The following is a 23,890-nucleotide window of genomic DNA, read 5'->3' as shown; positions in this document are numbered from 1 at the left end:
CGCGTCATCGTCCTGATGTTCTTCAGCGAGCCGAAGGTGGAGGGGCCGTCGGTCGCGGTGCCGAGCCCGCTGACCACCACGGCGATCGCCGTCGGTGTGGCGGTCACCCTGGTGCTGGGCGTGGCCCCGCAGTACTTCCTGGACCTCGCCTCCCAGGCGGGGGTGTTCGCCCGCTGAGACGCCCGTACGACGGCGCATACGGCGGCCGCCCGGCATCCGTGCCGGGCGGCCGCCGTATGCGGGGCGCCGTATGCGGGGCGCCGTATGCGGGGCGCCGTATGCGGGGCGCCGTATGCGGGGCGCCGTATGCGGGGCGTTGGTGAGGGGCGTCGCATGAGGGGGCCCGCTCCTCGGGCGCGCTCACTCGGTGGGGAACTCCAGACCGCTGGGCAGGTCGCTGGGCAGGTCGCCGATCTCGGGGATCTCGGTGGAGACCTCGGGGACCTCCACCTTGGTGAAGGTGTCGGTGGTGCCCGACTCCCAGATGACGGTGAGGCTCTCGCCCTTCACGCTCTTCACCGTGCCCTTGGTGCGGTCGGTGCTGCCGTCGGTGCACTTGAGGGCGAAGGTGACCGGGTCGGCGCCGGTGTCCGCCGTGCCCGTGCAGGTGGTCTCGCCCAGCAGCGCCGCCTGGTCGCCGCTGATGCTCAGCACCATCGCCTTGCCACCGCCCTCGGCGCTCCAGGTGCCGTTCACCCCGCCGGTCGCCGCCTCGTCGCCGGGGTCGCCGGTGGGCTCGGCGGTCTGCTCGGCGCTCGGCTTCGGCTCGGGTTCCCCGGAGCCGCCGTCGCCTCCGCAGCCGCTCACCAGCAAGGCTGCGGCCAGGACGGCGGCCGCTCCCGCGTACCGTGCTGATGTGCGCACGTGGTCCCCCTCCATGCGTATCACTGCGTATTGCAAGGACACGCCAAGCTAGCAGGTGGCACCGGCCGGCGGGCCGGTCCGGAACGGATCCCGGACCGGCGTGCGGACCGGTGGGGCGGTGTCAGCCGTTCCGGTCGGCGGCCGGGTGGATGCGGCCGGACACCTCGCCCAGGCCGATGCGGGAACCGTCCGGGCCCGGCGCCCAGGCGGTGATGACGACCTCGTCGCCGTCCTCCAGGAACGTCCGCTTGCCGTCGGGGAGCTCGACCGGGTCGCGGCCGGACCAGGTCAGCTCCAGCAGGCAGCCGCGCTGACGCACCTCCGGGCCGCTGACGGTGCCGGAGGCGAAGAGGTCCCCGGTGCGCAGCGAGGCGCCGTTCACGGTCATGTGGGCGAGCTGCTGGGCGGCCGTCCAGTACATCGCGGAGAACGGCGGCTCGGCGATGGTGTGGCCGTTGAGGGAGACCGAGATCCGCAGATCCAGTCCGCCGGGCTCCCCGCCCGCGGAGTCCTCCAGGTAGTCCAGCAGCGGGTGGGTGCGCCGCGGCGGCTCGGTGCGGGCGGCGTCGAGGGCGTCCAGCGGGGTGACCCAGGCCGAGACGGAGGTCGCGAAGGACTTCCCCAGGAACGGGCCCAGCGGCACGTACTCCCAGGCCTGGATGTCACGCGCCGACCAGTCGTTGACCAGGCAGACACCGAAGACGTGCTCCCGGAAGTCCGACTGCGGCACCGGTTCGCCCAGCCCGGAGGGGGCGCCGACGACGAAGCCGACCTCCGCCTCGATGTCCAGGCGGCGGGAGGGGCCGAAGGAGGGGGAGGTCTCGTCGGGGGCCTTGCGCTGCCCCTGCGGGCGGGCGACGGGGGTGCCGGAGACCACGACGGTGCCGGAGCGGCCGTGGTAGCCGATCGGCAGGTGCTTCCAGTTGGGGGTGAGCGGTTCGCCGCCGGGCCGGAAGATCCGCCCGACGTTGGTGGCGTGGTGCTCGCTGGCGTAGAAGTCGACGTAGTCGGCCACCTCGAAGGGGAGGTGGAGGGTGACGTCCTCCAACCGGATCAGGTACTGCGTGACGGTGCCGGCGTGCTCGGGCGCGGTCAGCCAGGAACGCAGCTCCGCGCGCACCGCCTGCCAGACCGGGCGGCCCGCCGCCATCAGGGGGTTGAGGTTCGGCTTCTGGAGCAGGCCGGTGTGGGACGAGCCGAACGCGTCGGCGGCCGAGCCCGCGTCCAGGACGTACGGGCCGTAGCGCACGCCGATCCGGCGCAGGTCGGGGTCGTCCTCCGTGGTGAAGACGCCGTAGGGCAGGTTGTCCGGGCCGAAGAGATCGCCTTCGGGCAGTTCGAGCGGGGTCGCGTCGGACATGGGTGAGGTGCCTCGCCTTCGAGGTCGTCGCCGGTCAGGGCCGCGAACAGGCTACGCGGTGGTGATCCTCGGCAGAAGCGACCCACTACGGGGCGGGGGAGGGCCGGAGTGCGGCCTCCGTCACAGAGGCAACGCGGCGGCTGTGATCGTCTCGGAACCGGCTACGCTGCCAGGGATGATGATGGCGACAGCGGCCCGGCGGTACGGCGACACACCGTGAAGGCCGCGATGAGCCGCGTGATCGTTGGCTGATCGTACGCAGACAGGAGTACCCCTCGTGACCGTCGTCGGGCCCTTCGGGCTGAGCGTGCGGGACCATGCGCTGGAAACCGATGTCCATGCGGGGTTGGCGGCTGTCGAGGAGGGTCTCATCGAGGCCACCAAGAGCGGCGTGCCCTTCATAACCGAAGCCGCGCAGCATCTGGTGCGGGCCGGCGGGAAGCGATTCCGCCCACTGCTGGTGATGCTGGCGGCGCAGTTCGGCGATCCGCACGCTCCCGGGGTGGTGCCCTCGGCGGTGGTCGTGGAGCTGACGCATCTGGCGACGCTCTACCACGACGACGTGATGGACGAGGCGGACGTACGGCGCGGAGTGCCCAGCGCCAACGCCCGCTGGGACAACTCCGTGGCCGTCCTCACCGGTGACTTCCTCTTCGCCCGGGCCTCGCACATCCTGGCCGACCTGGGACCGGAGGCGGTCCGGATCCAGGCCGAGGCGTTCGAGCGGCTGGTGACCGGACAGATCCTGGAGACGGCGGGACCGCGGGAGGGCGACGACCCGATCGCCCACTACCTCGACGTGATCGCGGGCAAGACCGGCTCGCTGATCGCGGTGGCCGGACGCTTCGGCGCGATGATGTCGGGCGCGGACGAGAGCGTCGTGGACATCCTCACCCAGTACGGGGAGCGGATCGGCACCGCCTTCCAGCTGGCCGACGACGTGCTCGACATCGCCAGCGACTCCCACGAGTCCGGCAAGACACCCGGCACGGATCTGCGGGAGGGCATCGCGACGCTGCCGGTCCTGCGCCTGCGCGCCCGCGCGGCCGACGGCGGTTCGCCGGAGGACCTGGCCCTGTGCGCGCTGCTGGACGGCGACCTGAGCGACGACGCCCGGCATGCCGAGGCGCTGGCGGGACTCCGCGCCCATCCGGCGCTGGAGGAGGCCCGGCGCGACACGGTCCGCTGTGCGGACGAGGCCCGCAACGTCCTGGCGCCCCTGCCGGATTGCGCGGCCAAGGAGGCCCTCTCCTATCTGTGCGACTCGGTGGTCCACCGCGCGGGCTGACCGTACAGAGGATCCCGTTCCCCCCGGCCCGGACGGGCCCGTACGCCTCGGGAAGGGTGCGGCGGGCCGCGTGCGGCGCCGATGGGACGAGGCGGTGCCGGTGGTGTCATACCCCGGGAGTAGATCGGCTCGACCCTGTCGGCTGACGCCCTGTCCGGAGCAATTTGGTGGGATTGACACCGTCACCCCGCACCGGAATGGGTGAGAATGGCGGTCAGGGGTTGACGAGTGCGACGCACGGACGAACCGCCGCCGATCACGGAGGTAAGGGCACACATGGCACGGACCCGACCGATGAAGAAGGCGTTGCGTTACGCGGTGCCGGCCACCGTGGCCGGAGCGGCGGTGGCGGCCGTCGGCCTCGTACCGGCACTGGCCAGTTCCGGCGGCAGCCCGGATCTGCCGAGGATCACCGCCGAGGAACTGGTCGCGAAGATCGCGGCCTCGGACACCCAGCAGCTGTCCGGGACGGTGAGGATCACCACCGATCTCGGTCTGCCCGCCCTGCCCGGCATGGGCTCGGGCGGTCACGGCGGCGGTCGGGGGAACAGCGCCGGGGAGGGCGGCGGGGAGAAGGCCGGGGACGCCGATCCGCGCGGCAGGCTCACCGAGCTGGCCTCCGGCTCCCACACCCTGCGCGTGGCGGTGGACGGACCGGACAGACAGCGTCTGTCGATCGTGGAGAAGGCCGCGGAGTACAGCCTCATCCGCAACGGCGGCGACGTGTGGGCGTACGACAGCGCCACGAACACCGCTCACCACACCGTCCTCCCGCGGGAGGACGGGCGGGGCGCCGGCCCGGAGGAGGCCCCCGGAGGGCTGGAGAAGGTGACCCCGCAGAAGGCCGCCCAGGAGGTTCTCAAGGCCGTCGACGCCACCACCTCGGTCACCGTCGACGGTACGGCGAAGGTCGCCGGTCAGGACGCCCACCAGCTGCTGATCGAGCCGAAGCAGCCGGACAGCACGGTCGGGTCGGTGCGGATCGCGGTGGACGCGGACAGCGGTGTGCCGCTGAAGTTCACCCTGACCCCCAAGGGCGGCGGGAAGGCCGCCGTCGACGTGGGCTTCACCGAGGTGGACTTCGCCGAGCCGGACGCCGGTACCTTCGACTTCAAGCCGCCGAAGGGCGCGAAGGTCACCGAGGAGAAGCCGGACGGCGCACGGAACGGCTCCGGCGAGACGCCGCACAAGGACAGCGAGGGCGGCAAGGACAGCAAGGGCGGCAGGGGCGGCGACGGCAAGGGCCGGGACGCTGCCGAGGGGCTGCCGTCCGGCCTGGAGGTCCTCGGTGAGGGCTGGGGCTCGGTCGCCCGGATCGAACTGCCCGGCGGGGGCCCGGTGCCCGGCGCGGGCGCCGGGCAGGAGACGGCGCCCGAGGCGCGCAAGCTGCTCGACGGCTTCACCGAGGAGGTCAAGGGAGACTTCGGCACCGGCCGGTTCTTCGGCACCCGCCTCGTCAACGCCCTGATCACCGACGACGGCACCGTGTACGTCGGAGCCGTCACCCGTGAGGGCCTGGTCAAGGCGGCCGGCTCCGCCGGCGGAGCCGGGTAGCACGCCCGCCGCCCGGTCCCGCCGCCCGTCCGCGAGACGGTGCGGCGGGGCCGGTGCGGCACCGCCGCACCGCACCGTCCCCCCGACCCCGGGAAGCGCCATGCAGCCACCGCCCGCTTCGGACACGGTCGTCGAGGCCCGCGGACTCACCAAGCGGTACCGCGGCGGACAGCTCGCCGTGGACGGCCTCGACCTGGCGGTGCCGCGCGGCAGCGTCTTCGGTTTCCTGGGGCCCAACGGCTCGGGCAAGACGACCACGATCCGGATGCTGCTCGGACTGATCGAGCCCGGTGGCGGCAGCGCGCGGCTGCTGGGCGAGCCGATGCCGGACGCGGCCCGGCGGGTGCTCCCGAGGGTGGGCGCGCTGATCGAAGGCCCGGCGCCGTACGGCTTCCTCTCCGGCCGCGACAATCTGCTGCGCCTGGACGCGGCCGACCCGACCGCCGATCCCCGCACCCGCGCGGCCCGGGTGGGAGAGGCGCTGGAGCGGGTGGGGCTCACGGCCGCCGCCCGCAAGAAGGCCCGGGCGTACTCGCTGGGCATGAAGCAGCGCCTCGGTCTGGCGGCGGCGCTGCTGCGGCCGCGCGAGCTGCTGGTGCTGGACGAGCCGACCAACGGGCTGGACCCCCAGGGGATGCGCGAGATCCGATCCCTGGTGCGGGAACTCGCGGGTGACGGCACCACGGTCTTCCTCTCCTCACATCTGCTGGACGAGATCGAACAGGTCTGTACACATGCGGCGGTCATGGCCCGGGGACGGCTGCTGACCCAGGGGCCGGTGGCCGAACTGGCGGCCGGAGCCCGGGGCCGCCTGGCGGTCACCACCCCGGACACCGCGGACGCCGCACGGGTTCTGAAGGAGTACGGAGTGACCGCCCCGACCGTCGTCGGCGACCGCGTCACCGGTGAGCTTCCACCCTCCGACCCGCCCGACCCGGCCGAGGTCAACGCCGCCCTGGTGCGGGCCGGGGTCCGGGTGAGGGCCTTCGGCACCGAGCGCGCCTCACTGGAGGACGCCTTCGTGGCACTGACCGGGGAGGGTTTCGATGTCGCGGGCTGAACTGCCGCAGGACGAGCGGACGGGACGCATGGGGCACCAGGGGCATCCGGGTCACTCAGGGCTTCCACGGCGCCCGGAGCGCGAGGCGGAGGGCGGTGAACCGGCACCGGACCGGGACGGAGAGCCGGACGAGGCCCGGCGCCGCCCCAGCCCGCTGTGGACACTGGGCCTGTTCCGCAGCGAGCTGACCGTCACCTTCCGCCGCTGGCGCACCCTCGCTCTGCTCGCCGTGCTGGCGGCCGTCCCACTGCTGGTCGGAATCGCGGTGAAGGTCGAGACCGGGGACGGTGGCCCGGCAGGCGACGGTGGCGGCGGTGGTGAGGGACCGGCGTTCATCGGCCAGGTGACCAACAACGGGCTGTTCCTGGTCTTCACCGCACTCGCGGCCACCCTCCCCTTCTTCCTGCCCATGGCGGTCGGGGTCGTCGCGGGTGACTCGGTCGCGGGCGAGGCGAGTGCGGGAACCCTGCGCTATCTGCTGGTCGCCCCGGCCGGCCGTACGCGGCTGCTGCTCGCCAAGTTCACCGCCATCCTGGCTTTCTGCCTGGCGGCGACCCTGACCGTGGCGGTTTCCGCGCTGGCCGTCGGCGCCCTGCTTTTTCCCCTGGGCGAGGTGATCCTGCTGTCCGGGACCACGGTCCCCCTCGCCGACGGAATGCTGCGAGCGTTGGCCATAGCGGTCGCCGTCGCCGCCTCACTGGTCGGTCTGGCAGCGCTGGGGCTGTTCGTCTCGACCCTGACCAACAGCGGTATCGCCGCCATGGCCACCACCGTCGGCCTGCTGATCACCGTGCAGATCCTCGGTGCGATCCCACAACTGGACGCGATCCATCCGTACCTCTTCCCCCACCAATGGATGTCCTTCGCCGACCTCCTGCGCGACCCCGTCCACTGGGACGACCTGCTCGACAACCTCCGCCTCCAGGGGCTGTACGCGGCAGTCTTCGGCTCCGCCGCATGGGCTCGCTTCACCGGCCGGGACATCACCGTCTGAAGTGCTGCCCCGGCCGCCGGCCGACGGCCGAGGCGGCGTTCTCAGGACACGCAGAACTCGTTGCCCTCGGGATCCGCCATCACCGTCCACTCACCGCCGGGCTCCCTCACCTGCCGTATGACCGCCGCGCCCAGGCCCTCCAACCGGGCAACGGTCTCCTCACGTCGCCCGGGGCCCGAATGGACATCGATGTGCAGGCGGTTCTTGACCGTCTTCGGTTCCGGGACGCGCTGGAAGAGCAGCCGCCGTCCCAGCCCGGCACCGCTGTCGGGGTCGGCCGGGTCCTCCGGGTGGCGCGCCGCGGCCAGGTCGCGCCAGGCGCGGCGGCCGTGGTGCTCGACCAGGATGTCCTCGCCCACGACGCCGAGGCCGAGCAGACGCTCGATCAGGACGCTGTTGTCCTCCACCGGATAGCCCAGGGCCGCGGCCCAGAAGTCGGCCTGCCGGTGCGGGTCCGCGCAGTCGATCACCAGCTTCCAGCCCAGCACCTCCTGAGCCCTGCCCGTCGTGTTCGTCCCGCCCGATGTCTCCGTCATCGCCCCGTCTCCCGTCCGCCGGACTTCTTCCCTCTGATCGGTAACCAGTTATATTGGTTACGTGACGGAGTCCGCAATGGGTCTTGTGCTGCACTCACCCGAAGGAGTGCCCTATCGCTTCGATCCGGGGTCCCTGTGCCTGGAGCTGCTGCCGACGGGCGGGTCCGGGAGTTACGCGCGCCACGAGGTGCTGCACGAGCCGGCGAACCTCGTGGTCTGGGCCGCCCGCTCCCGGCTGCGCCCCGCGCCCTCGATCGAGGTGACGGAGGCCGAGTTGGCCGCCGCCAGGGAACTGCGCGCCGCGCTGTGGCGGATGGGGGTGGACCGGGCGCACGGCCGTACGCCGCGCCCGCAGGATGTGGCGGCGGTCAACGAGGCCGCTTCCCGTCCACCGCTGCCGGTGCGGTTGCGGCAGGACGGCGGGCGGGGCTGGGCGAGGGAGTGGGGGCCGGACGCGACCGGCACGCAACTGCTCTCGACCGTCGCGCGCGACGCCGTCGACCTGTTCGGCGGCCCTTACGCCCACCGGATACGGGAGTGCGCGGCGGACGACTGCCGTCTGGTCTTCGTGGACACCTCGCGCCCAGGCCGCCGCCGCTGGTGCTCGATGGAGCGCTGCGGCAACCGCCACAAGGTCCGGGCGCTGCGCGCCCGCCGCGAGGAGAGCGGGGAGCGCGGGGAGCACCGAGAGGGGGAGTGACCGGTGGGGCGGCGCCCCCGCCCGCCCCACCGGTCCGCGGGGACGGACGCGCCCGCCGGCGCGGTCGCGCCGGCGGGCGGTGATGCTCGGCCCGGCGGGGCGGACTCGGGGTCCGGAGGGGCCGGGAGGCGGGGCCGAGGGGGCCGGATGGATCAGAAGGTGAGCCTCCAGCTGTCGATGTAGCCGGAGTCGGTGCGGTAGACGTCCTGGACGCGCAGCTTCCAGGTGCCGGAGGCTGTCTCGGAGGAGGCGTTGACGGTGTAGGTGGTGATCACGTCGTCGCCCGAGTCCCAGCCGGAGTTCTTCAGCCGGTAGCTGCTGCCGTCCGGGGCCACCAGGTCGATGACCAGGTCACCGCGGTAGGTGTGCTTGATGTCGACGCCGACCTCGAGGTCGCCCGGGGCGTTCCCGGACAGGCCGCTGACGGAGACCGGGGACTCCACGGTGCCCGGGTCCGGGATCTGGTAGTCGCCGGTGTTCTCGAAGACGTCGCCGTCCGGCGGGGTGGTGGTGCCCGAACTCAGCGTCCACACCGCGTGGGCGGCGGCGTCGCTGTTGCGGTCCAGGGCGGTTTCGTTGATGTTGGCGGTGGTGTCGCAGGAGGAGTGGTAGCAGCGGTCGAAGGACTGCCCGGCGGTGCCGCCCCACTTCTGCGCCTGGGCGCTGGTCTTGACGCGTCCGGCACCGGTGAACAGCCCGCCGACGGGGACACCGGCGCTCTTGAACGGGGCGTGGTCGGAGCGTCCGTCGCCCTCCGTCTCGATCTCGGTCGGGATGCCCTTGGCGGCGAACCAGTCCTTGAAGACCTTCTCGATGGCCGGGTCGTCGTCGTAGACGAAGTAGCCGGCGTTCGGCGAGCCGATCATGTCGAAGTTGAGGTAACCGTCGATCTTCGACCGCTCCGTGGAGGAGAGGTTGTTGACGTAGTGCCGCGATCCCACCAGACCCAGTTCCTCGGCGCCCCACCAGGCGAACCGCAGGTGCTTGTCGGGCTGGTACCCCGCACGGGCCACGGCGAGGGCGGTCTCCAGGACGGCGGCGGAGCCGGAGCCGTTGTCGTTGATGCCGGCGCCGCTGCTGACCGAGTCCAGGTGCGCTCCGGACATGAGGACGGCGCCGGTGTCACCTCCGGGCCAGTCGGCGATGAGGTTGTAGCCGGTGGTCCCGTTGTAGGTGAACTGCTGGAGGGTCGTGGTGTAGCCGGCGGCGTCCAGCTTGCCCCTGACGTAGTCGACCGAAGCCCGGTAGCCGGGGCGGCCGTGGGCGCGGTTGCCGCCGTTGGCGTTCGCGATCGTCTGGAACTGCGAGAGGTGCGCCTTGACGTTGGTGAGCGGGATGTCCGGTGCCGCTGCGGCCGGGGCGGCCTCGGCCGTGGCCGGGGCGGTCGTCGCGGTGAGCAGTCCGGCGGCGAGCGCACCGGCGAGTCCGGCTCCGAGAACGGCGCGGCGGAAGGAGGATCTTCGGGGAAGCCGTCGTCCGGCGGGAGTGGGCATCATGCCTCCTGTGAGGGGTTGACGTGGGCATGATGTTGATGGGGCGCCAGTGCGCCGTCAAGGGCGGAATCCGGACATATGTGTTCGAATATCGGACGGTGTCGCGCTGACGTGCCACCGACTCGCGGCGCGCCTCGAAATGGCCGGTTCCGGCCGTTCCCCCTTTGGAGTTCTCTCGGAGGGGACCGGCCGGAACCGGGGAGACGGCCACGGCCGGCCTCCCGGGATCAGCTTTTCGCGGTGTCCGACGATGATGTGCCGGCCGCCGCCGGGCGGCCTGCCCCACCGGGCGCCGCGCTTTTGGCCTCGGCACCGTCCGCCCGCGGTGCCCGCGCGGACGCCGCCGCCGCGGCGGCCGCCCGCAGGCGTGCCCGCGAACGGCGTGCGGTGCGCAGGGCGTCCCAGGTGAGCAGGCACAGCGCGGTCCAGACGAGCAGGAAGCCGGCCCAGCGCTCGGGCGGCATCTCCTCGCCGAAGGCCAGCAGGCCCAGCAGGAACATCGAGGCGGGCGCAAGGTACTGCAGCAGGCCGATCGTGGACAGCGGCAGCCGTACGGCCGCTCCGCCGAAGAAGATCAGCGGCAGTGCGGTGGCCAGCCCGGCGAAGGAGAGCAGCAGCGCGTGCCCGGTGCCCTCGGTGGTGAAGGTGGCCTCGCCCCGCGAACCCAGGAAGACCAGGAAGGCGACGGCGGGCAGGAACTGCACGGCCGTCTCGGCCCCGAAGCTCGCCACCCCGTCCAGCCGGACTCCCTTCTTGATCAGTCCGTAGAGGGCGAAGCTGACGGCCAGGGCGAGCGAGAGCCAGGGCAGCCGACCGTATGCGACGGTCATCACCCCTACCGCCAGCGCCCCGATGCCGACGGCCACCCACTGGGCGGGCCGCAGCCGCTCGCGCAGCAGCAGGACGCCGAAGGCGATCGATATCAGCGGGTTGATGAAGTAGCCGAGCGATGCCTCGATGACCTTCCCGGCCCCCACGGCCCAGATGAACAGGCCCCAGTTGACCGAGATCAACCCGGCCGCCAGGGCGATCAGAGCGAGCCTGCGGGGGTCGCGCAGCAGCGGGCGCACCCACGCCCAGCGGCGCAGCGCGGCCAGGATGACCAGGGCGGTGGGCAGCGACCATGCCATCCGGTGGGCCAGGACCTCGGTGGCGCCGGCGGGCTCCAGCAGCGCCCAGTACAGCGGTAGCAGACCCCACATCCCGTAGGCGGCGAAGCCGAACAACAGTCCCGTGCGCTGCTCGCCCTGCGACTCCAACGTTCCTCCTCGGGGGGTGGCCGGTCCGGCCGGACCGGCCTGGCCGGCCGACCTCAAGACGGTAGCGCCGTACGCCTCCGCTGTCATTTCCGTTCCGGCGTACGGTGCTTACGCATCGTGCTCCGTCCCGCACGCTCGGCCCACCCCGGCCTAACCCCGGCCTAACCCCGGCCTAACCCCGGCCTAACCCCGGCCTAACCCCGGCCTAACCCCGGCCGAGCCCCGGTGGGGATCCCGCGTCGTCCGAACGGCCGAGGGGCCGGTCCCGCCAGGCGGGACCGGCCCCTCACGTGGGCGAACGCGTCGTCAGCCCACGACTGTCCAGGTGTCGCTGCCGGCCAGGAGCGCGCCGAGGTCTCCCTTGCCGTTCTGCACGACGGCCTTCTCCAGCTGCTCGGCCATCAGGGTGTCGTAGACCGGGCGGCGCACGTCCCGCAGGACGCCGATGGGGGTGCGGTGCAGGGTGTCGGCGTCGGCGAGCCGGGAGAGGGCGAAGGCGGTCGTCGGGGAGGCCGCGTGGGCGTCGTGGACGAGAACGCCGTCGGTGCCCTCCGCCGTGACGTCGACCACCTTCAGGTCTCCGGTGGCCTGGTCGCGGACCACGCCCTTGGAGCCCAGGCCGTCGCCTCCCCGCTCTGCTCCGAACGGCGCGCCGAAGCGGATCGGCTGTCCGTGCTCCAGCCGGATCACGGCCTCCTGGGCCTGTTCCTTGTCCTTGAGCGCCTCGAAGGCGCCGTCGTTGAAGATGTTGCAGTTCTGGTAGATCTCCACCAGGGCGGTGCCCGGGTGGGCGGCGGCCGCCCGCAGCACGCTCGTGAGGTGCTTGCGGTCGGAGTCGACGGTACGGGCCACGAAGGACGCCTCCGCACCGATCGCCAGCGACACCGGGTTGAAGGGCGCGTCCAGCGAACCCATCGGCGTCGACTTGGTGATCTTGCCCACCTCGGAGGTGGGGGAGTACTGGCCCTTGGTGAGTCCGTAGATCCGGTTGTTGAACAGCAGGATCTTCAGGTTCACGTTCCGGCGCAGAGCGTGGATGAGGTGGTTGCCGCCGATGGACAGCGCGTCGCCGTCACCGGTGACCACCCACACCGACAGGTCCGGCCGGGAGGAGGCCAGCCCGGTGGCGATGGCCGGGGCGCGGCCGTGGATGGAGTGCATCCCGTAGGTGTTCATGTAGTACGGGAAGCGGGAGGAGCAGCCGATGCCGGAGACGAAGACGACGTTCTCCTTCGCCAGCCCGAGTTCGGGCATGAAGCCCTGGACGGCGGCCAGGACGGCGTAGTCGCCGCAGCCGGGGCACCAGCGGACCTCCTGGTCGGACTTGAAGTCCTTCATGGTCTGCTTGCCGTCGGCCTTGGGGACCAGGGAGAGCGCCTCGAAGGCGGGCGCCTGCGTCGTGGTCTCAGCCATCGATGGCCTCCTTCAGAACGGTGGCGAGTTGCTCGGCCTTGAACGGCAGGCCGGTCACCTGCGTGAACGACTGGGCGTCGACCAGATACCTCGCCCGCAGCAGGGTGGCCAGCTGCCCGAGGTTCATCTCGGGAACGACCACCTTGTCGTAGCGCTTCAGCACCTCGCCGAGATTGCCGGGGAAGGGGTTGATGTGGCGCAGATGGGTCTGGGCGACCTTCTCGCCCGCGGCGCGCAGGCGGCGCACCGCGGCGGTGATCGGCCCGTAGGTGGAGCCCCAGCCCAGCACCAGCACCCTCGCGTCGCCGGTGGGGTCGTCGACGAGGGCGTCCGGCACCTCGATGCCGTCGACCTTGGCCTGACGGGTGCGGACCATGAAGTCGTGGTTGGCCGGGTCGTAGGAGATGTTGCCCGTGCCGTCCTGCTTCTCGATGCCGCCGATGCGGTGCTCCAGGCCCGGCGTGCCGGGGACGGCCCAGGGGCGCGCCAGGGTCTGCGGGTCGCGCTTGTACGGCCAGAAGACCTCGGTGCCGGCCTCGGTGGTGTGGTTCGGCCCCGACGCGAACCGCACCCGCAGGTCGGGCAGCTCGTCGGGCTCCGGGATCCGCCACGGCTCGGAGCCGTTGGCCAGGTAGCCGTCGCTCAGCAGGAAGACCGGGGTGCGGTACGTCAGCGCGATCCGGGCCGCGTCCAGCGCCGCGGTGAAGCAGTCACCGGGGGTGGCCGGGGCGACGATCGGTACCGGCGCCTCGCCGTTGCGCCCGTACATCGCCTGGAGCAGGTCGGCCTGCTCGGTCTTGGTCGGCAGGCCCGTCGAGGGGCCGCCGCGCTGGATGTCCACGATCAGCAGCGGCAGCTCCAGGGAGACCGCCAGTCCGATCGTCTCCGACTTCAGGGCCACCCCGGGACCGGAGGTGGTGGTCACCGCCAGCGCCCCGCCGAAGGCGGCGCCCAGCGCCGCGCCGATGCCCGCGATCTCGTCCTCGGCCTGGAAGGTGCGCACACCGAAGTTCTTGTGGCGGCTCAGCTCGTGGAGGATGTCCGAGGCCGGGGTGATCGGGTACGAGCCCAGATACAGCGGGAGGTCCGCCTGCTGGGACGCGGCGATCAGTCCGTAGGACAGCGCCAGGTTGCCGGAGATGTTGCGGTAGGTGCCCGGGGGGAAGGCGGCCGAAGCCGGGGCGACCTCGTAGGAGACGGCGAAGTCCTCGGTGGTCTCGCCGAAGTTCCAGCCCGCCCGGAAGGCGGCCACGTTCGCCTCGGCCACCTGCGGCTTCCTGGCGAACTTCTTGCGCAGGAAGGATTCGGTGCCCTCGGTGGGCCGGTGGTACATCCAGCTCAGCAGGCCCAGCGCGAACATGTTCTTGGCCCGCTCGGCGTCCCGGCGGGCCAGACCGGAGTCCTTCAGCGCCTCGATCGTCAGCGTCGTCAGCGGCACCGGATGCACCCGGTACGCGTCCAGCGAGCCGTCCTCCAGCGGACTGGCGCCGTAGCCCACCTTGGCCATCGCCCGCTTGGTGAACTCGTCGGTGTTGACGATGACCTCCGCGCCCCGCGGCAGATCGCCGATGTTCGCCTTCAGCGCGGCCGGATTCATCGCCACCAGCACGTCCGGCGCGTCGCCGGGGGTGAGGATGTCGTGGTCGGCGAAGTGCAGCTGGAAGGACGACACCCCCGGCAGCGTCCCGGCGGGCGCCCGGATCTCGGCGGGGAAGTTGGGCAGCGTGGACAGATCGTTGCCGAAGGTCGCCGTCTCCGAGGTGAACCGGTCGCCCGTCAGCTGCATACCGTCACCGGAGTCGCCGGCGAAACGGATGATGACCCGCTCCAGCCGCCGAACCTCCTTGGCCGGTGAGCCGGGCGAGGGCTGCTGATCGGCTGGGCTACTGACCTGGCTGGTCACTGGACTGGACCTCCCTTGAGGCGGCGGCTCGTCAGCCATCGTACGTGGGTAAGGGTGACCTTCCTGAGGCTGGTCACATGGTGGACGTTCGGATGAGACGACACTCGGGGACATGCGTATATTCCGGCGCCGCTCTGGAGCCCTTCTGGAGCCCCGGGCCGGAACCGCCGCAGGACTACGACCTGAGGTACGTCAGCACGGCCAGCACCCGGCGGTGGTCCTCACCGCCCGGGGCCAGGCCCAGCTTCAGGAAGATGTTGCCGACGTGCTTCTCCACCGCTCCGTCGCTGACCACCAGCTGCCGGGCGATCGCGGAGTTCGTACGGCCCTCGGCCATCAGACCCAGCACCTCGCGTTCACGCGGCGTGAGCCCCGCCAGCACGTCCTGTCTGCGGCTGCGGCCGAGCAGCTGCGCGACCACCTCGGGGTCGAGCGCCGTGCCGCCGCGGGCCACCCGGACCACCGCGTCCGCGAACTCGCGGACCTCGGCGACCCGGTCCTTGAGCAGATAGCCCACGCCCCGGCCGGAACCCGCCAGCAGCTCGGTGGCGTACTGCTCCTCCACGTACTGCGACAGCACCAGCACCGCCAGAGCCGGATGACAGGCGCGCAGCCGGACGGCCGCCCGCAGCCCCTCGTCGGTGTGCGACGGCGGCATCCGCACGTCCGCCACCACCACGTCCGGCAGCTCGCCCGCGTCGGCCAGTTCGCCGACGACCTTCACCAGTGCCTCGCCGTCGCCGACACCCGCGACGACCTCGTGGCCGCGATCGCCGAGCAGGCGCGTCAGGCCCTCTCTGAGCAACACCGAATCCTCGGCGATGACCACCCGCACCCTGTCCCTCACGTCCTCCACGGCTCCCCTTGCCCCCGTCGTCCGAATGCTGTGCGCGAAAATCCCGTGCACAGCATTCCAGGACCGGGGCCCGGCGGCGGGGGCTGTGGAAAACCGGGGCGTCAGCCGTCGGCGGAATCGCGCCAGGGCAGCTCGGCGGTGACGGTGGTGGGCCCGCCGCCGGGGGAGTCCACCAGGAGGAGCCCGTCGACGGAGCCCAGACGCTCGGTGAGGCCGGCCAGACCGGTGCCGCGATCGGCGCGGGCGCCGCCGCGGCCGTCGTCGAAGACCCGGATGAGCAGGCGGTCGCCCGAGCGCCGCAGATCCACCGAGGCCCGTGCGGCGCCGCTGTGCTTGCCGACGTTCTGGAGGAGCTCGGAGACGGTGAAGTAGGCGATGCCCTCGATGGCGGGCGCGGGGCGGGCCGGGAGGTCCACGGACACGGTCACGGTCACGGGGCAGCGGGCGGCGACGTTGGACAGCGCGGGGCCCAGGCCGCGGTCGGTGAGGATGGCCGGGTGGATGCCACGGGCGAGGTCGCGGAGCTCGGCGAGGGCGAGCTTCACCTCGCCGTGGGCCTCGTCGACCATCCTGGCGGCGGCCTGCGGGTCCTCCGGCAGCTTCTCCTTGGCCAGGCCGAGGCCCATGGCCAGGGAGACCAGACGGGCCTGCGCCCCGTCGTGGAGGTCGCGCTCGATGCGGCGCAGGTCGGCGGAGGCGGTGTCGGCCACCGTCCGCCGGCCCGACTCCAGCTCCGCGATGCGCCGCTCCAGCGCGTCCGAGGGCGACAGCAGCGCGCGCACCATCATCCGGTCCACATGGGTCAGCCCGCGAGCCAGCCACGGCAGGACGGGCCAGGCGACGAAGAGCGAGACGAGACAGACGGCGAAGGTGGCGAAGCCCCAGGGCAGGCGGACGAAGGAGTAGAGCGCGTGCCGCCAGCCGACCGGGTCCTTCAGGCAGGCCCACAGCCAGGGGAAGAAGCCGCCGTGCGCCCGGTGCCGGATCGGCGTCGGCTCCTCGATCCGCATCCCGAGCAGCAGTCGTGCGCGGACCCGTTCCGCCCTGCCGAACCGGCGGCCGCCCACCAGGCCCAGCACCAGCACCGGCAGTCCCACGACGGTGACCGACAGCAGCAGGCCGCAGTAGACCCACACGGAGACATAGAGGAAGCCCACGATGTCCATCGGCAGGTTGAGCAGGAGATGCGCGATCTCCTTCCAGGTCTGCGCGCCGAGCGGGGCCCGTGGCGGGGGCAGCCGGTCGTCATCGCGGGCCCCGGGGGCGTCGACGGCCCCTCCGGCCCCTCCGGCCCCGCCGGTCTGTGCGGCTCCTCCGGCCCGTGCGGTCCCGGTGGTCAGCGGGGCGCGCGAGGCGTCCGCCGGGACCGGGGTGTCCGGAGCGTCCGGCGCATCCGGTGTCTCCGGGGGCCGGGGCGCCTCCGCGGCGGGAGGGACGTACGGGGCGTGCGGGCCGCCGGGCGCGGTGCGGCCGGAGGTCGGAGGGCTCGCGGTCATGGGCACAAGACTGCCGGGCGCGGGAGTGCGCCGCCATGGGGTTCGTGGGCGGTGCGCGGTGGGGTTAACCCCACCATCGGGCGGGGACGCGGCGGAGGCCGGGGCGCGGGTGCGGTGGAGGCCCGCTTCCGTCTGCGGGCCCAGGGCCTAGACTCCCCTTCCGAACGGAGCGTCGTAACCGATGCGAACACCACGGAGCGAGGGGCGGACGTGCCGGACTACTTCCACGGCTACGCGGTCGTCGGGCTGGTCGCGGTCGTCGGGGTGCTCTTCGTGGCGGTGGCCTTCGGCGCCGGGCGGCTGCTGCGGCCGGTGGTGCCGACGCCGGAGAAGCTGCTGACCTACGAGTGCGGAGTGGACCCCGTCGGCGAGGGCTGGGCGCACACCCAGATCCGCTACTACGTGTACGCCTTCCTCTACGTCGTCTTCGCCGTCGACTCGATCTTCCTCTTCCCCTGGGCGACGGTCTTCGCCGAGCCCGGTTTCGGCGGAGTGACACTGGTGGAGATGTTCGTCTTCCTCGGCTTCCTGGCCGTGGGACTGCTCTACGCCTGGAAGAAGGGCGTTCTGGCATGGACGTGAACCCCGAGACCCCCGGCACCCGCGGGACCCCCGTCCCGGCCGGCCCGCCGGAGCCACTGCCCGAGCCCCGCCGGCTGGGCGGACTGGCCCGGCTCGCCCCGGAGCCGATGAAGGTGGTCCTCAACTGGGGCCGCCGCTACAGCCTGTGGGTCTTCAACTTCGGACTGGCCTGCTGCGCGATCGAGTTCATCGCCGCGTCGATGTCCCGCCACGACTTCATCCGCCTCGGCGTCATCCCCTTCGCCCCGGGGCCGCGCCAGGCCGATCTGATGGTCGTCTCGGGCACGGTCACCGACAAGATGGCCCCGGCGATCAGGCGGCTGTACGAGCAAATGCCCGAGCCGAAGTACGTGATCTCCTTCGGGGCCTGCTCCAACTGCGGCGGCCCGTACTGGGACTCGTACTCCGTCACCAAGGGCGTGGACCAGATCATCCCGGTCGACGTCTATGTGCCCGGCTGTCCGCCCCGGCCCGAGGCGCTGCTCCAGGGCATTCTCAAGCTCCAGGAGAAGATCGCCGGCGAGTCGACGGCCGAGCGGTACGGGAACGCCCCCGCACCCGGCTCCGGAGCCGCGCCGTCGAGCCCGCCGGGCCCGTCGGGGGCGGCGCTGACCAGCGGCCTGGTCGCCCCGCCCCCGCCCCCGGGCCCGGCAGCGGGGGAGGAGCGCGCATGACCGGCCCGAACCCGAACCCACCGGACCCGCGGCCGTCCCCCGCCGGATGGCTGCCCCGGCCCGCCGGGGAGGTCTTCGGCGAGGGCGCGAGCGCGGCCGAGGCGTACGGGCTGCTGACCGTCGATGTGCCGGCCGCCCGCTGGACCGAGGCGCTGACCACCGCGCGCGACGAGCTGGGCTGCACGTTCTTCGACTGGCTGAGCGCCGTGGACGAACCGGGCGAGGGCTTCTCGATCTGCGCGCACCTGGCCGCTCTGGGCACACCGGTCCGGCGGCTGCTGCTGCGGACCACCGTGCCGCACGAGACGCCCGAACTGCCCACCGCCACCGGTGTGTACGCCGGGGCGGCCTGGCACGAGCGGGAGACGTACGAGATGTTCGGCGTCTCCTTCACCGGACACCCGAACCCGGCTCCGCTGCTGCTGCCCGACGGCTTCGAGGGCCATCCGCTGCGCAAGGACTTCGTGCTGGCGGCCCGTGTCGCCAAGGCGTGGCCCGGTGCCAAGGAGCCGGGCGAGCCCGCGGAGGGCGGCCCGAGGCGGCGGCAGACGCTGCCGCCCGGCGTGCCCGACCCGAACGAGTGGGGTCCGCTCAAGGGACAGCTTCCCGCGCCGGCCGCCCGCCCGGCACGCGGCCGTGCTGCGGGCGCCGCGGGGGAGCGTCCCCCGCGGCGCACAGGCAGCGCGAGCGCCGGTTCCGCCGGCCGGCGCGCCGCCGGAGCCGCCCACCCGGAGGCCGCCGCGCCGCGCCGCTCCCGCAGCGCGAGCGAAGGCTCGGCCAGTCAGCGGGCGGAGGGCGCCCCACCGGCCCGTACGCCGCGCCGCTCCCGCAGCGCGTCGGAGGGCTCGGCCAGTCAGCGGGCGGCCGCGGAGCCGGGGCGGCGCAGTACGGACGCACCCTGGCTCAAGTCGGCGGAGCCGTCCGGCGAGACCTCGGACGAGGCCGCCCGCCGCGTCCAGGGGACGGACGAGCGGACGGAGGCCCCGCTCGGCGAGGGCGGCGGCGCCTCGGCGGCGAACGAACCCGGGGGCGACGCCCCGGGACCGGAGCGCGAGGCCCCCCGGAAGCCCGGCACCGGCGACAGCGGCACCGGCGACAGCGGCACCGGCGGCGGAACGACGGGAGGCGGTGCCTGATGGACGTGCTCGACGTCGCCTGGCGGCTGCTGGCCGTCCTGCTCGCCTTCCTCGTCCTGCCCCTGGTGGTGGGTCAGGCCGAGCACAAGGTGATGGCCCATATGCAGGGCCGGGTCGGCCCGATGTACGCGGGCGGTTTCCACGGCTGGGCCCAACTCGTCGCCGACGGCGTGAAGTTCGCGCAGAAGGAGGACGTGGTGCCGGCCGACGCCGACCGCCGGGTCTTCCAGCTCGCGCCGGCCGTCGCCCTGATCCCCTACCTCCTCGTGCTGATCGCCATCCCGGTCGGCCCGAACGGCATGGTCGGCCAGGTGATCGACGCGGGGATCTTCTTCGTGCTCGCCGTGATGGGCGTCGGCGTGCTCGGCTCGCTGATGGGCGGCTGGGCCTCGGCCAACAAGTTCTCCCTCCTGGGAGGCCTGCGCACCGCCGCCCAGCTCATGGCGTACGAGCTGCCGCTGCTGCTCGCGGCCGCCTCCGTCGCCATGGCCGCCGGGACGCTCTCGCTGCCCGGCATCCTGGAGGCGTTCGAGTGGTGGTGGGTGCCGTGGCAGATCATCGGCGCCCTGGTCTTCTTCACCGCCGGGCTCGCCGAGCTCCAGCGCCCGCCCTTCGACGCCCCCATCGCCGACTCCGAGATCATCTTCGGCGCGTACACCGAGTACACGGGCCTGCGCTTCGCGCTCTTCCTGCTCGCCGAGTACGCGGGCATCGTCATCCTGTGCGCCCTGACCACGGTGCTGTTCCTGGGCGGCTGGCACGGGCCGTTCGCCGCCGACCTCGGCTGGCTGTGGACCCTGCTGAAGACCTCCGTTCTCGCCTTCGTCGTCATCTGGCTGCGGGTGAGCTACCCCCGGCTGCGCGAGGACCAGCTCCAGAAGCTCGCCTGGACCGTGCTCGTCCCCCTCGCCCTCTTCCAGATCGCGCTCACCGGCGTCGTCAAGGTGGTGATCCAGTAATGGCCGTTCCCGGCAGCGGTCTGGCCAAGGGCCTGGCCGTCACCCTCCGCACCATGACCCGGCGCTCGGTCACCGCGCACTATCCGGACGTCCAGCCCGAGCTGCCCGCCCGCAGCCGCGGGGTGATCGGGCTGTTCGAGGAGAACTGCACGGTGTGCATGCTGTGCGCCCGCGAGTGCCCCGACTGGTGCATCTACATCGACTCCCACAAGGAGACGGTGCCGCCCGCCGCTCCGGGAGGGCGCGAGCGCAGCCGCAACGTCCTGGACCGCTTCGCCATCGACTTCTCCCTGTGCATGTACTGCGGTATCTGCATCGAGGTCTGCCCCTTCGACGCGCTGTTCTGGTCACCGGAGTTCGAGTACGCCGAGACCGACATCCGCGACCTCGTCCACGAGCGGGACCGGCTGCGCGAATGGATGTGGACCGTGCCCGCCCCGCCGCCGCTCGACCCCGCCGCGGAGGAGCCCAAGGAGATCGCCGCCGCCCGCAAGGCCGCCGAGAAGCAGCTCGCCGCCGAAGCCCGCAGCCGTGAGACCGCGCAGCCGGGGACCTCGCGGCCGGGGGCGGAGCAACCGGAGACGGAGCAACCGGAGACGGGCCGGCGGGACGGTGACGCGTGAGTGCCACCGTGAGCCTCGCCGCCGCCTCCGGCACCCCCGGCTTCCTGTCGCCCACCGGTGTCGAGATCCTCTTCCTGCTCGTCGGCCTGCTCACCCTCGGTGCCGCGATCACCGCCGTCACCACCCGGCAGCTGGTGCACGCCGCTCTGTGGCTGGTGGTGGCCCTGGGCGGGATCGCCGTCGAGTACCTGCTGCTGTCCGCCGAGTTCATCGCCTGGGTGCAGGTCCTGATCTACGTCGGGGCCGTCGTCGTGCTCCTCCTGTTCGGGCTGATGCTCACCAGGGCGCCCATCGGCCGCTCGCCGGACGCCGACTCCGGCAACCGCCCCGTCGCCCTCGCGGTCGCCGTCACCGCCGCCGCCGTCCTGGTCACCGTCGTGGTGGACGCCTTCCGCACCACCTGGATCGACCTGGAGGGCGGCGCGCCGCAGGGCACCACCGACGTCACCGGCAGGATCCTCTTCCAGCACTGGGTGCTCCCCTTCGAGGCCCTCTCCGTCCTGCTGCTCGCGGCCCTCGTCGGAGCGATCGTCCTCTCCCGCCGGGGAAACGGACGGAACGGGACCGACGGCGACGCCGGTGCCGCCGGCACCGGGCACGGAACCGGGGCCGCGGACGGGGGAGAGCGCTGATGCATCTGGCCTATCCCGCCGTACTGGCCGTCCTCCTCTTCTGCACCGGTCTGTACGGAGTCCTCGCCCGGCGCAACGCGATCCTCGTACTGATGTCGGTCGAGCTGATGCTCAACGCCGTCAACCTCAATCTCGTCGCCTTCGACGTCTGGCTCCGCGACACCCTCCACGCGGGCCAGGCCCTCACCCTCTTCACCATCACCATCGCCGCCGCCGAGATCGGCATCGGCCTCGCCATCGTGCTGCTCGTCCACCGCAATCGGGGCACCTCCCACATCGACCGGCTCCGCGAGCTCGCGGAAACCGACGGAACCGACGGAACCGACAGAGCCGACGGAACCGCTACCGACAGTGACGGACCAACTGTGGCAGGCGCCACTGACAACCCCGCCGACACGCGCCTGACCAGGGGAGAGGCCACCGCGTGAGCACCACGACCCTCGCCGTCCTCGTCCCGCTGCTGCCCTTCCTCGGAGCCCTCGCCGGGCTCCTCCTCGGCCGCCGCGCCCCCGCCTACGTCCGCCCCCTGGCCGTCCTGCCCACCCTCACCTCCGCCGCCCTCGCCGCGGCCGTCGCCGTACGCCAGGGCGGGGAGGGCGCGCTGACCGGCGCGACCCGGCTGACCCCCACCGGCAACGACGCCCTCCCCGTCGAGCTCGCCCTCCACCTCGACGGCTTCGCCGTCCTCGTGGCCGTCCTGGTCGCCGCCGTCGCGTCCTGTGTGCAGATCTACTCCACCGGCTATCTGCGCGACGACCCGCGCTACCCCTCCTACGCCGCGCTGGTCTCCCTCTTCACGGCCGCGATGCTGCTGGTCGTCTACAGCGACGACCTGATCGTGCTGCTGGTCGGCTGGGAGGTCATGGGCATCTGCTCGTACTTCCTGGTCGGCCACTACTGGGAGACGGCCGCCGCGCGCTCCGCCTCCCTCAAGGCGTTCCTCGTCACCAAGCTCGGCGACGTGCCGTTCATCATCGGCATCCTGGCGCTGGCCTCTGAGGCCGGCACCTTCCGGATCAGCACGATCGTGACCCGGCTGACCTCCCCGCTGTCCGGCTTCGAACTGGAGCACCCCACCGTCATCGCGCTGCTGCTGCTCGCGGGAGTCGCGGGCAAGTCCGCCCAGTTCCCGCTGCACACCTGGCTGCCGGACGCGATGGCGGGCCCGACTCCGGTCTCCGCGCTGATCCACGCCGCCACCATGGTCGCGGCCGGGGTGTACTTCGTCGCGCGGCTGCTGCCCGTCTTCACCTCCTCCGCCGCCGCGCTCGCCGTCCTGGCCGCGATGGCGGCGGTCACCATGGTCGGCTCGGCGCTCGCCGCCCTCGCCCAGGACGACGTCAAGCGGGTCCTGGCCTACTCCACCGTCGGCCAGCTCGGCTACATGACCGGCGCCCTGGCCGTCGCCGACCGCGGTGCGGCCGTCTTCCACCTCATCTCCCACGGCGTGTTCAAGGCGCTGCTCTTCCTCGCCGCGGGCGTGCTCATCCACGCGGCCGGAACCAACTCCCTGGCCGCGATGTCCCGCACCGGCGGTCTGGCCAGGCGGGCGCCGGACGCCTACTGGACGATGACCGTCGCCCTGCTGGCGCTGGCCGCCGTGCCCCCCTTCGCCGGCTTCTTCTCCAAGGAGGCCGTCCTCGCCGCGGCCGAGCACGCCGCCCTCGACCCCGCCGGCGGGGCCGCCCACGCCGTTCCCGCCGCCGTGGGCTGGACGGTCCTGCTCGCCGGGCTGCTGACCGCCGCGCTCACCGCCGCATACGCCACCCGGCTGTGGCTGCTGGCCTTCCACGGCCGCGGTTTCGCCGAGCCCGGCGAGGACACCGCCCCCGGCGAGAACACCGCGCCCGACCGCGCCGGACGACCCGACCGCGCCGGACAACCGGTCGTCATGAACACGGTGCTGTGGGCGCTGGCCGGGCCGACCATCGCCGTCGGACTGCTCTACGGCGTCCTGCCCGACTGGTTCGACGGCCGCTCGCTGGCCCCCACCCTCACCACCTCCGTCCTGGGCACCGGCCTGGCCGCCGCCGGCATCGTGGTGATGTACGCGGCCTGGCGGCACAGCACCGCCACCGCCGCCCGCGCTCCGCTCGGCGCCGTCGCCGCCCACCCGGAGGCCGAGCCGGCGGTCTCCGAGGCCGAGGCCATCGCCACCCACCGGGCGGCCTACGGCGACATCGCCGCCGCCGACGACCCGGCCGACCCGGGCCGGCTCCTGCTCGGCCCGCTGCACCGCCACGCCGCCCGCGGCTTCCACCTCGACGCCCTCTACGCGGCCGTCGCCGTACGCCCGGTCCTGGCCGCGGCGCGGCTGGTGCGCTTCCTGGACCGCGAGGTCGTCGACACCTACGTGCGCGGCGCCACAGGCACCGCGCGGCTGCTGGGGGCGGCCGTGCGCCGCGCCCAGACCGGCAACGTGCAGAGCTATCTCGGCCTCCTGCTCGCCGGTTCCCTCGTCCTGGCCGTGGCCGCCGCCCTCGTCGCCGCCGGAGCGTGACCAGTGAT

General features: G+C 72.8%; 22 protein-coding genes and 1 pseudogene. 14 read left to right on the top strand and 9 right to left on the bottom strand.

Translation table 11 applies throughout. From position 1 onward, the window contains the following. Positions 1-177: pseudogene (locus BM237_RS28820) on the top strand (NADH-quinone oxidoreductase subunit NuoN); the annotation flags it as partial. A 183-nt stretch (positions 178-360) separates the two neighbouring features. On the opposite strand, the gene BM237_RS22390 reads toward BM237_RS28820, so the two are convergent. Both BM237_RS22390 and fahA read right to left on the bottom strand, forming a co-directional pair. Beyond that, positions 361-864, bottom strand: a complete 504-nt coding sequence (locus BM237_RS22390) for a hypothetical protein (RefSeq protein WP_139238154.1) — start codon at positions 862-864, stop codon at positions 361-363. A 121-nt stretch (positions 865-985) separates the two neighbouring features. Continuing rightward, positions 986-2,224 (bottom strand): fumarylacetoacetase, encoded by a 1,239-nt coding sequence (gene fahA, locus BM237_RS22385; RefSeq protein ID WP_093851512.1) that lies wholly within the window; start codon positions 2,222-2,224, stop codon positions 986-988. A gap of 277 nt (positions 2,225-2,501) precedes the next feature. Between fahA and BM237_RS22380 the strand changes: the two genes are divergently transcribed. From BM237_RS22380 to BM237_RS22365, 4 genes are all read left to right on the top strand, one after another. Continuing rightward, entirely contained in the window at positions 2,502-3,512 is a 1,011-nt protein-coding gene (locus tag BM237_RS22380) for a polyprenyl synthetase family protein (protein ID WP_093851511.1), read from the top strand. Between the two features lie 276 nt (positions 3,513-3,788). Further along, positions 3,789-5,066, top strand: a complete 1,278-nt coding sequence (locus BM237_RS22375; protein WP_093851510.1) for a LolA family protein — start codon at positions 3,789-3,791, stop codon at positions 5,064-5,066. Between the two features lie 100 nt (positions 5,067-5,166). Further along, the gene (locus BM237_RS22370) at positions 5,167-6,126 is read left to right on the top strand and encodes an ABC transporter ATP-binding protein (RefSeq protein ID WP_093851509.1); all 960 of its coding nucleotides are present in this window, start codon (positions 5,167-5,169) and stop codon (positions 6,124-6,126) included. Positions 6,127-6,154: 28 nt separating this feature from the next. After that, entirely contained in the window at positions 6,155-7,120 is a 966-nt protein-coding gene (locus BM237_RS22365; RefSeq protein WP_093851527.1) for an ABC transporter permease, read from the top strand. A 41-nt stretch (positions 7,121-7,161) separates the two neighbouring features. On the opposite strand, the gene BM237_RS22360 is transcribed toward BM237_RS22365, so the two are convergent. Further along, positions 7,162-7,656: a VOC family protein gene (locus BM237_RS22360; RefSeq protein WP_093851508.1), complete on the bottom strand. Its 495-nt coding sequence runs from the start codon at positions 7,654-7,656 to the stop codon at positions 7,162-7,164. A gap of 76 nt (positions 7,657-7,732) precedes the next feature. Here BM237_RS22360 and BM237_RS22355 point away from each other — a divergent pair, with 76 nt between their 5' ends. Next, positions 7,733-8,356, top strand: coding sequence for a CGNR zinc finger domain-containing protein (locus BM237_RS22355; RefSeq protein WP_093851507.1), 624 nt, complete (start codon positions 7,733-7,735; stop codon positions 8,354-8,356). Positions 8,357-8,508: 152 nt separating this feature from the next. Here the strand turns inward: BM237_RS22355 and BM237_RS22350 are convergent, their stop codons facing one another. The 6 genes from BM237_RS22350 to BM237_RS22325 all read right to left on the bottom strand — a co-directional run bounded on the left by BM237_RS22350 (position 8,509) and on the right by BM237_RS22325 (position 16,776). Beyond that, positions 8,509-9,849 carry a M28 family metallopeptidase gene (locus BM237_RS22350; RefSeq protein WP_093851526.1) on the bottom strand — a complete coding sequence of 447 codons (1,341 nt, stop codon included), beginning with the start codon at positions 9,847-9,849 and terminating at the stop codon, positions 8,509-8,511. Positions 9,850-10,076: 227 nt separating this feature from the next. Then, positions 10,077-11,108, bottom strand: coding sequence for an EamA family transporter RarD (gene rarD / locus BM237_RS22345; protein WP_093851506.1), 1,032 nt, complete (start codon positions 11,106-11,108; stop codon positions 10,077-10,079). Positions 11,109-11,414: 306 nt separating this feature from the next. Next, positions 11,415-12,521, bottom strand: a complete 1,107-nt coding sequence (locus BM237_RS22340) for a 2-oxoacid:ferredoxin oxidoreductase subunit beta (protein ID WP_093851505.1) — start codon at positions 12,519-12,521, stop codon at positions 11,415-11,417. Beyond that, on the bottom strand, positions 12,514-14,424 hold the full coding sequence (locus BM237_RS22335; protein WP_425443730.1) for a 2-oxoacid:acceptor oxidoreductase subunit alpha: 1,911 nt from the start codon (positions 14,422-14,424) through the stop codon (positions 12,514-12,516). The genes BM237_RS22340 and BM237_RS22335 overlap by 8 nt, the downstream gene beginning before the upstream one ends. Before the next feature lie 175 nt (positions 14,425-14,599). Beyond that, positions 14,600-15,259: a response regulator transcription factor gene (locus BM237_RS22330; RefSeq protein WP_281253950.1), complete on the bottom strand. Its 660-nt coding sequence runs from the start codon at positions 15,257-15,259 to the stop codon at positions 14,600-14,602. Between the two features lie 122 nt (positions 15,260-15,381). Beyond that, complete coding sequence (locus BM237_RS22325) at positions 15,382-16,776, bottom strand: sensor histidine kinase (protein ID WP_093851524.1); 1,395 nt, start codon at positions 16,774-16,776, stop codon at positions 15,382-15,384. Positions 16,777-16,986: 210 nt separating this feature from the next. Between BM237_RS22325 and BM237_RS22320 the strand changes: the two genes are divergently transcribed. From BM237_RS22320 to BM237_RS22285, 8 genes are read left to right on the top strand one after another with little or no spacing between them, the layout of a single operon-like run. Continuing rightward, entirely contained in the window at positions 16,987-17,358 is a 372-nt protein-coding gene (locus BM237_RS22320; protein WP_093851503.1) for an NADH-quinone oxidoreductase subunit A, read from the top strand. After that, positions 17,349-18,032 carry an NADH-quinone oxidoreductase subunit B gene (locus BM237_RS22315; protein WP_093851502.1) on the top strand — a complete coding sequence of 228 codons (684 nt, stop codon included), beginning with the start codon at positions 17,349-17,351 and terminating at the stop codon, positions 18,030-18,032. The genes BM237_RS22320 and BM237_RS22315 overlap by 10 nt, the downstream gene beginning before the upstream one ends. Beyond that, the gene (locus BM237_RS22310; RefSeq protein WP_093851501.1) at positions 18,029-19,168 is read left to right on the top strand and encodes an NADH-quinone oxidoreductase subunit C; all 1,140 of its coding nucleotides are present in this window, start codon (positions 18,029-18,031) and stop codon (positions 19,166-19,168) included. The genes BM237_RS22315 and BM237_RS22310 overlap by 4 nt, the downstream gene beginning before the upstream one ends. Continuing rightward, complete coding sequence (locus tag BM237_RS22305; RefSeq protein WP_093851523.1) at positions 19,165-20,127, top strand: complex I subunit 1/NuoH family protein; 963 nt, start codon at positions 19,165-19,167, stop codon at positions 20,125-20,127. Before BM237_RS22310 ends, BM237_RS22305 begins: the two co-directional genes overlap by 4 nt. Further along, a complete protein-coding gene (locus BM237_RS22300) occupies positions 20,127-20,750 on the top strand; it encodes a NuoI/complex I 23 kDa subunit family protein (RefSeq protein ID WP_093851500.1) in 624 nt (207 codons plus the stop codon). The genes BM237_RS22305 and BM237_RS22300 overlap by 1 nt, the downstream gene beginning before the upstream one ends. Next, complete coding sequence (locus BM237_RS22295; protein WP_245793915.1) at positions 20,747-21,382, top strand: NADH-quinone oxidoreductase subunit J family protein; 636 nt, start codon at positions 20,747-20,749, stop codon at positions 21,380-21,382. Before BM237_RS22300 ends, BM237_RS22295 begins: the two co-directional genes overlap by 4 nt. Beyond that, the gene (nuoK, locus tag BM237_RS22290; protein WP_093851499.1) at positions 21,382-21,810 is read left to right on the top strand and encodes an NADH-quinone oxidoreductase subunit NuoK; all 429 of its coding nucleotides are present in this window, start codon (positions 21,382-21,384) and stop codon (positions 21,808-21,810) included. Before BM237_RS22295 ends, nuoK begins: the two co-directional genes overlap by 1 nt. After that, complete coding sequence (locus BM237_RS22285; RefSeq protein ID WP_093851498.1) at positions 21,807-23,882, top strand: NADH-quinone oxidoreductase subunit 5 family protein; 2,076 nt, start codon at positions 21,807-21,809, stop codon at positions 23,880-23,882. The genes nuoK and BM237_RS22285 overlap by 4 nt, the downstream gene beginning before the upstream one ends. The last annotated feature ends 8 nt before the right edge of the window (positions 23,883-23,890 follow it).

It is taken from the genome of Streptomyces mangrovi (assembly GCF_900114215.1).
GTDB lineage: Bacteria > Actinomycetota > Actinomycetes > Streptomycetales > Streptomycetaceae > Streptomyces > Streptomyces barkulensis.
This window is presented reverse-complemented; position numbering and strand designations above follow the sequence as displayed.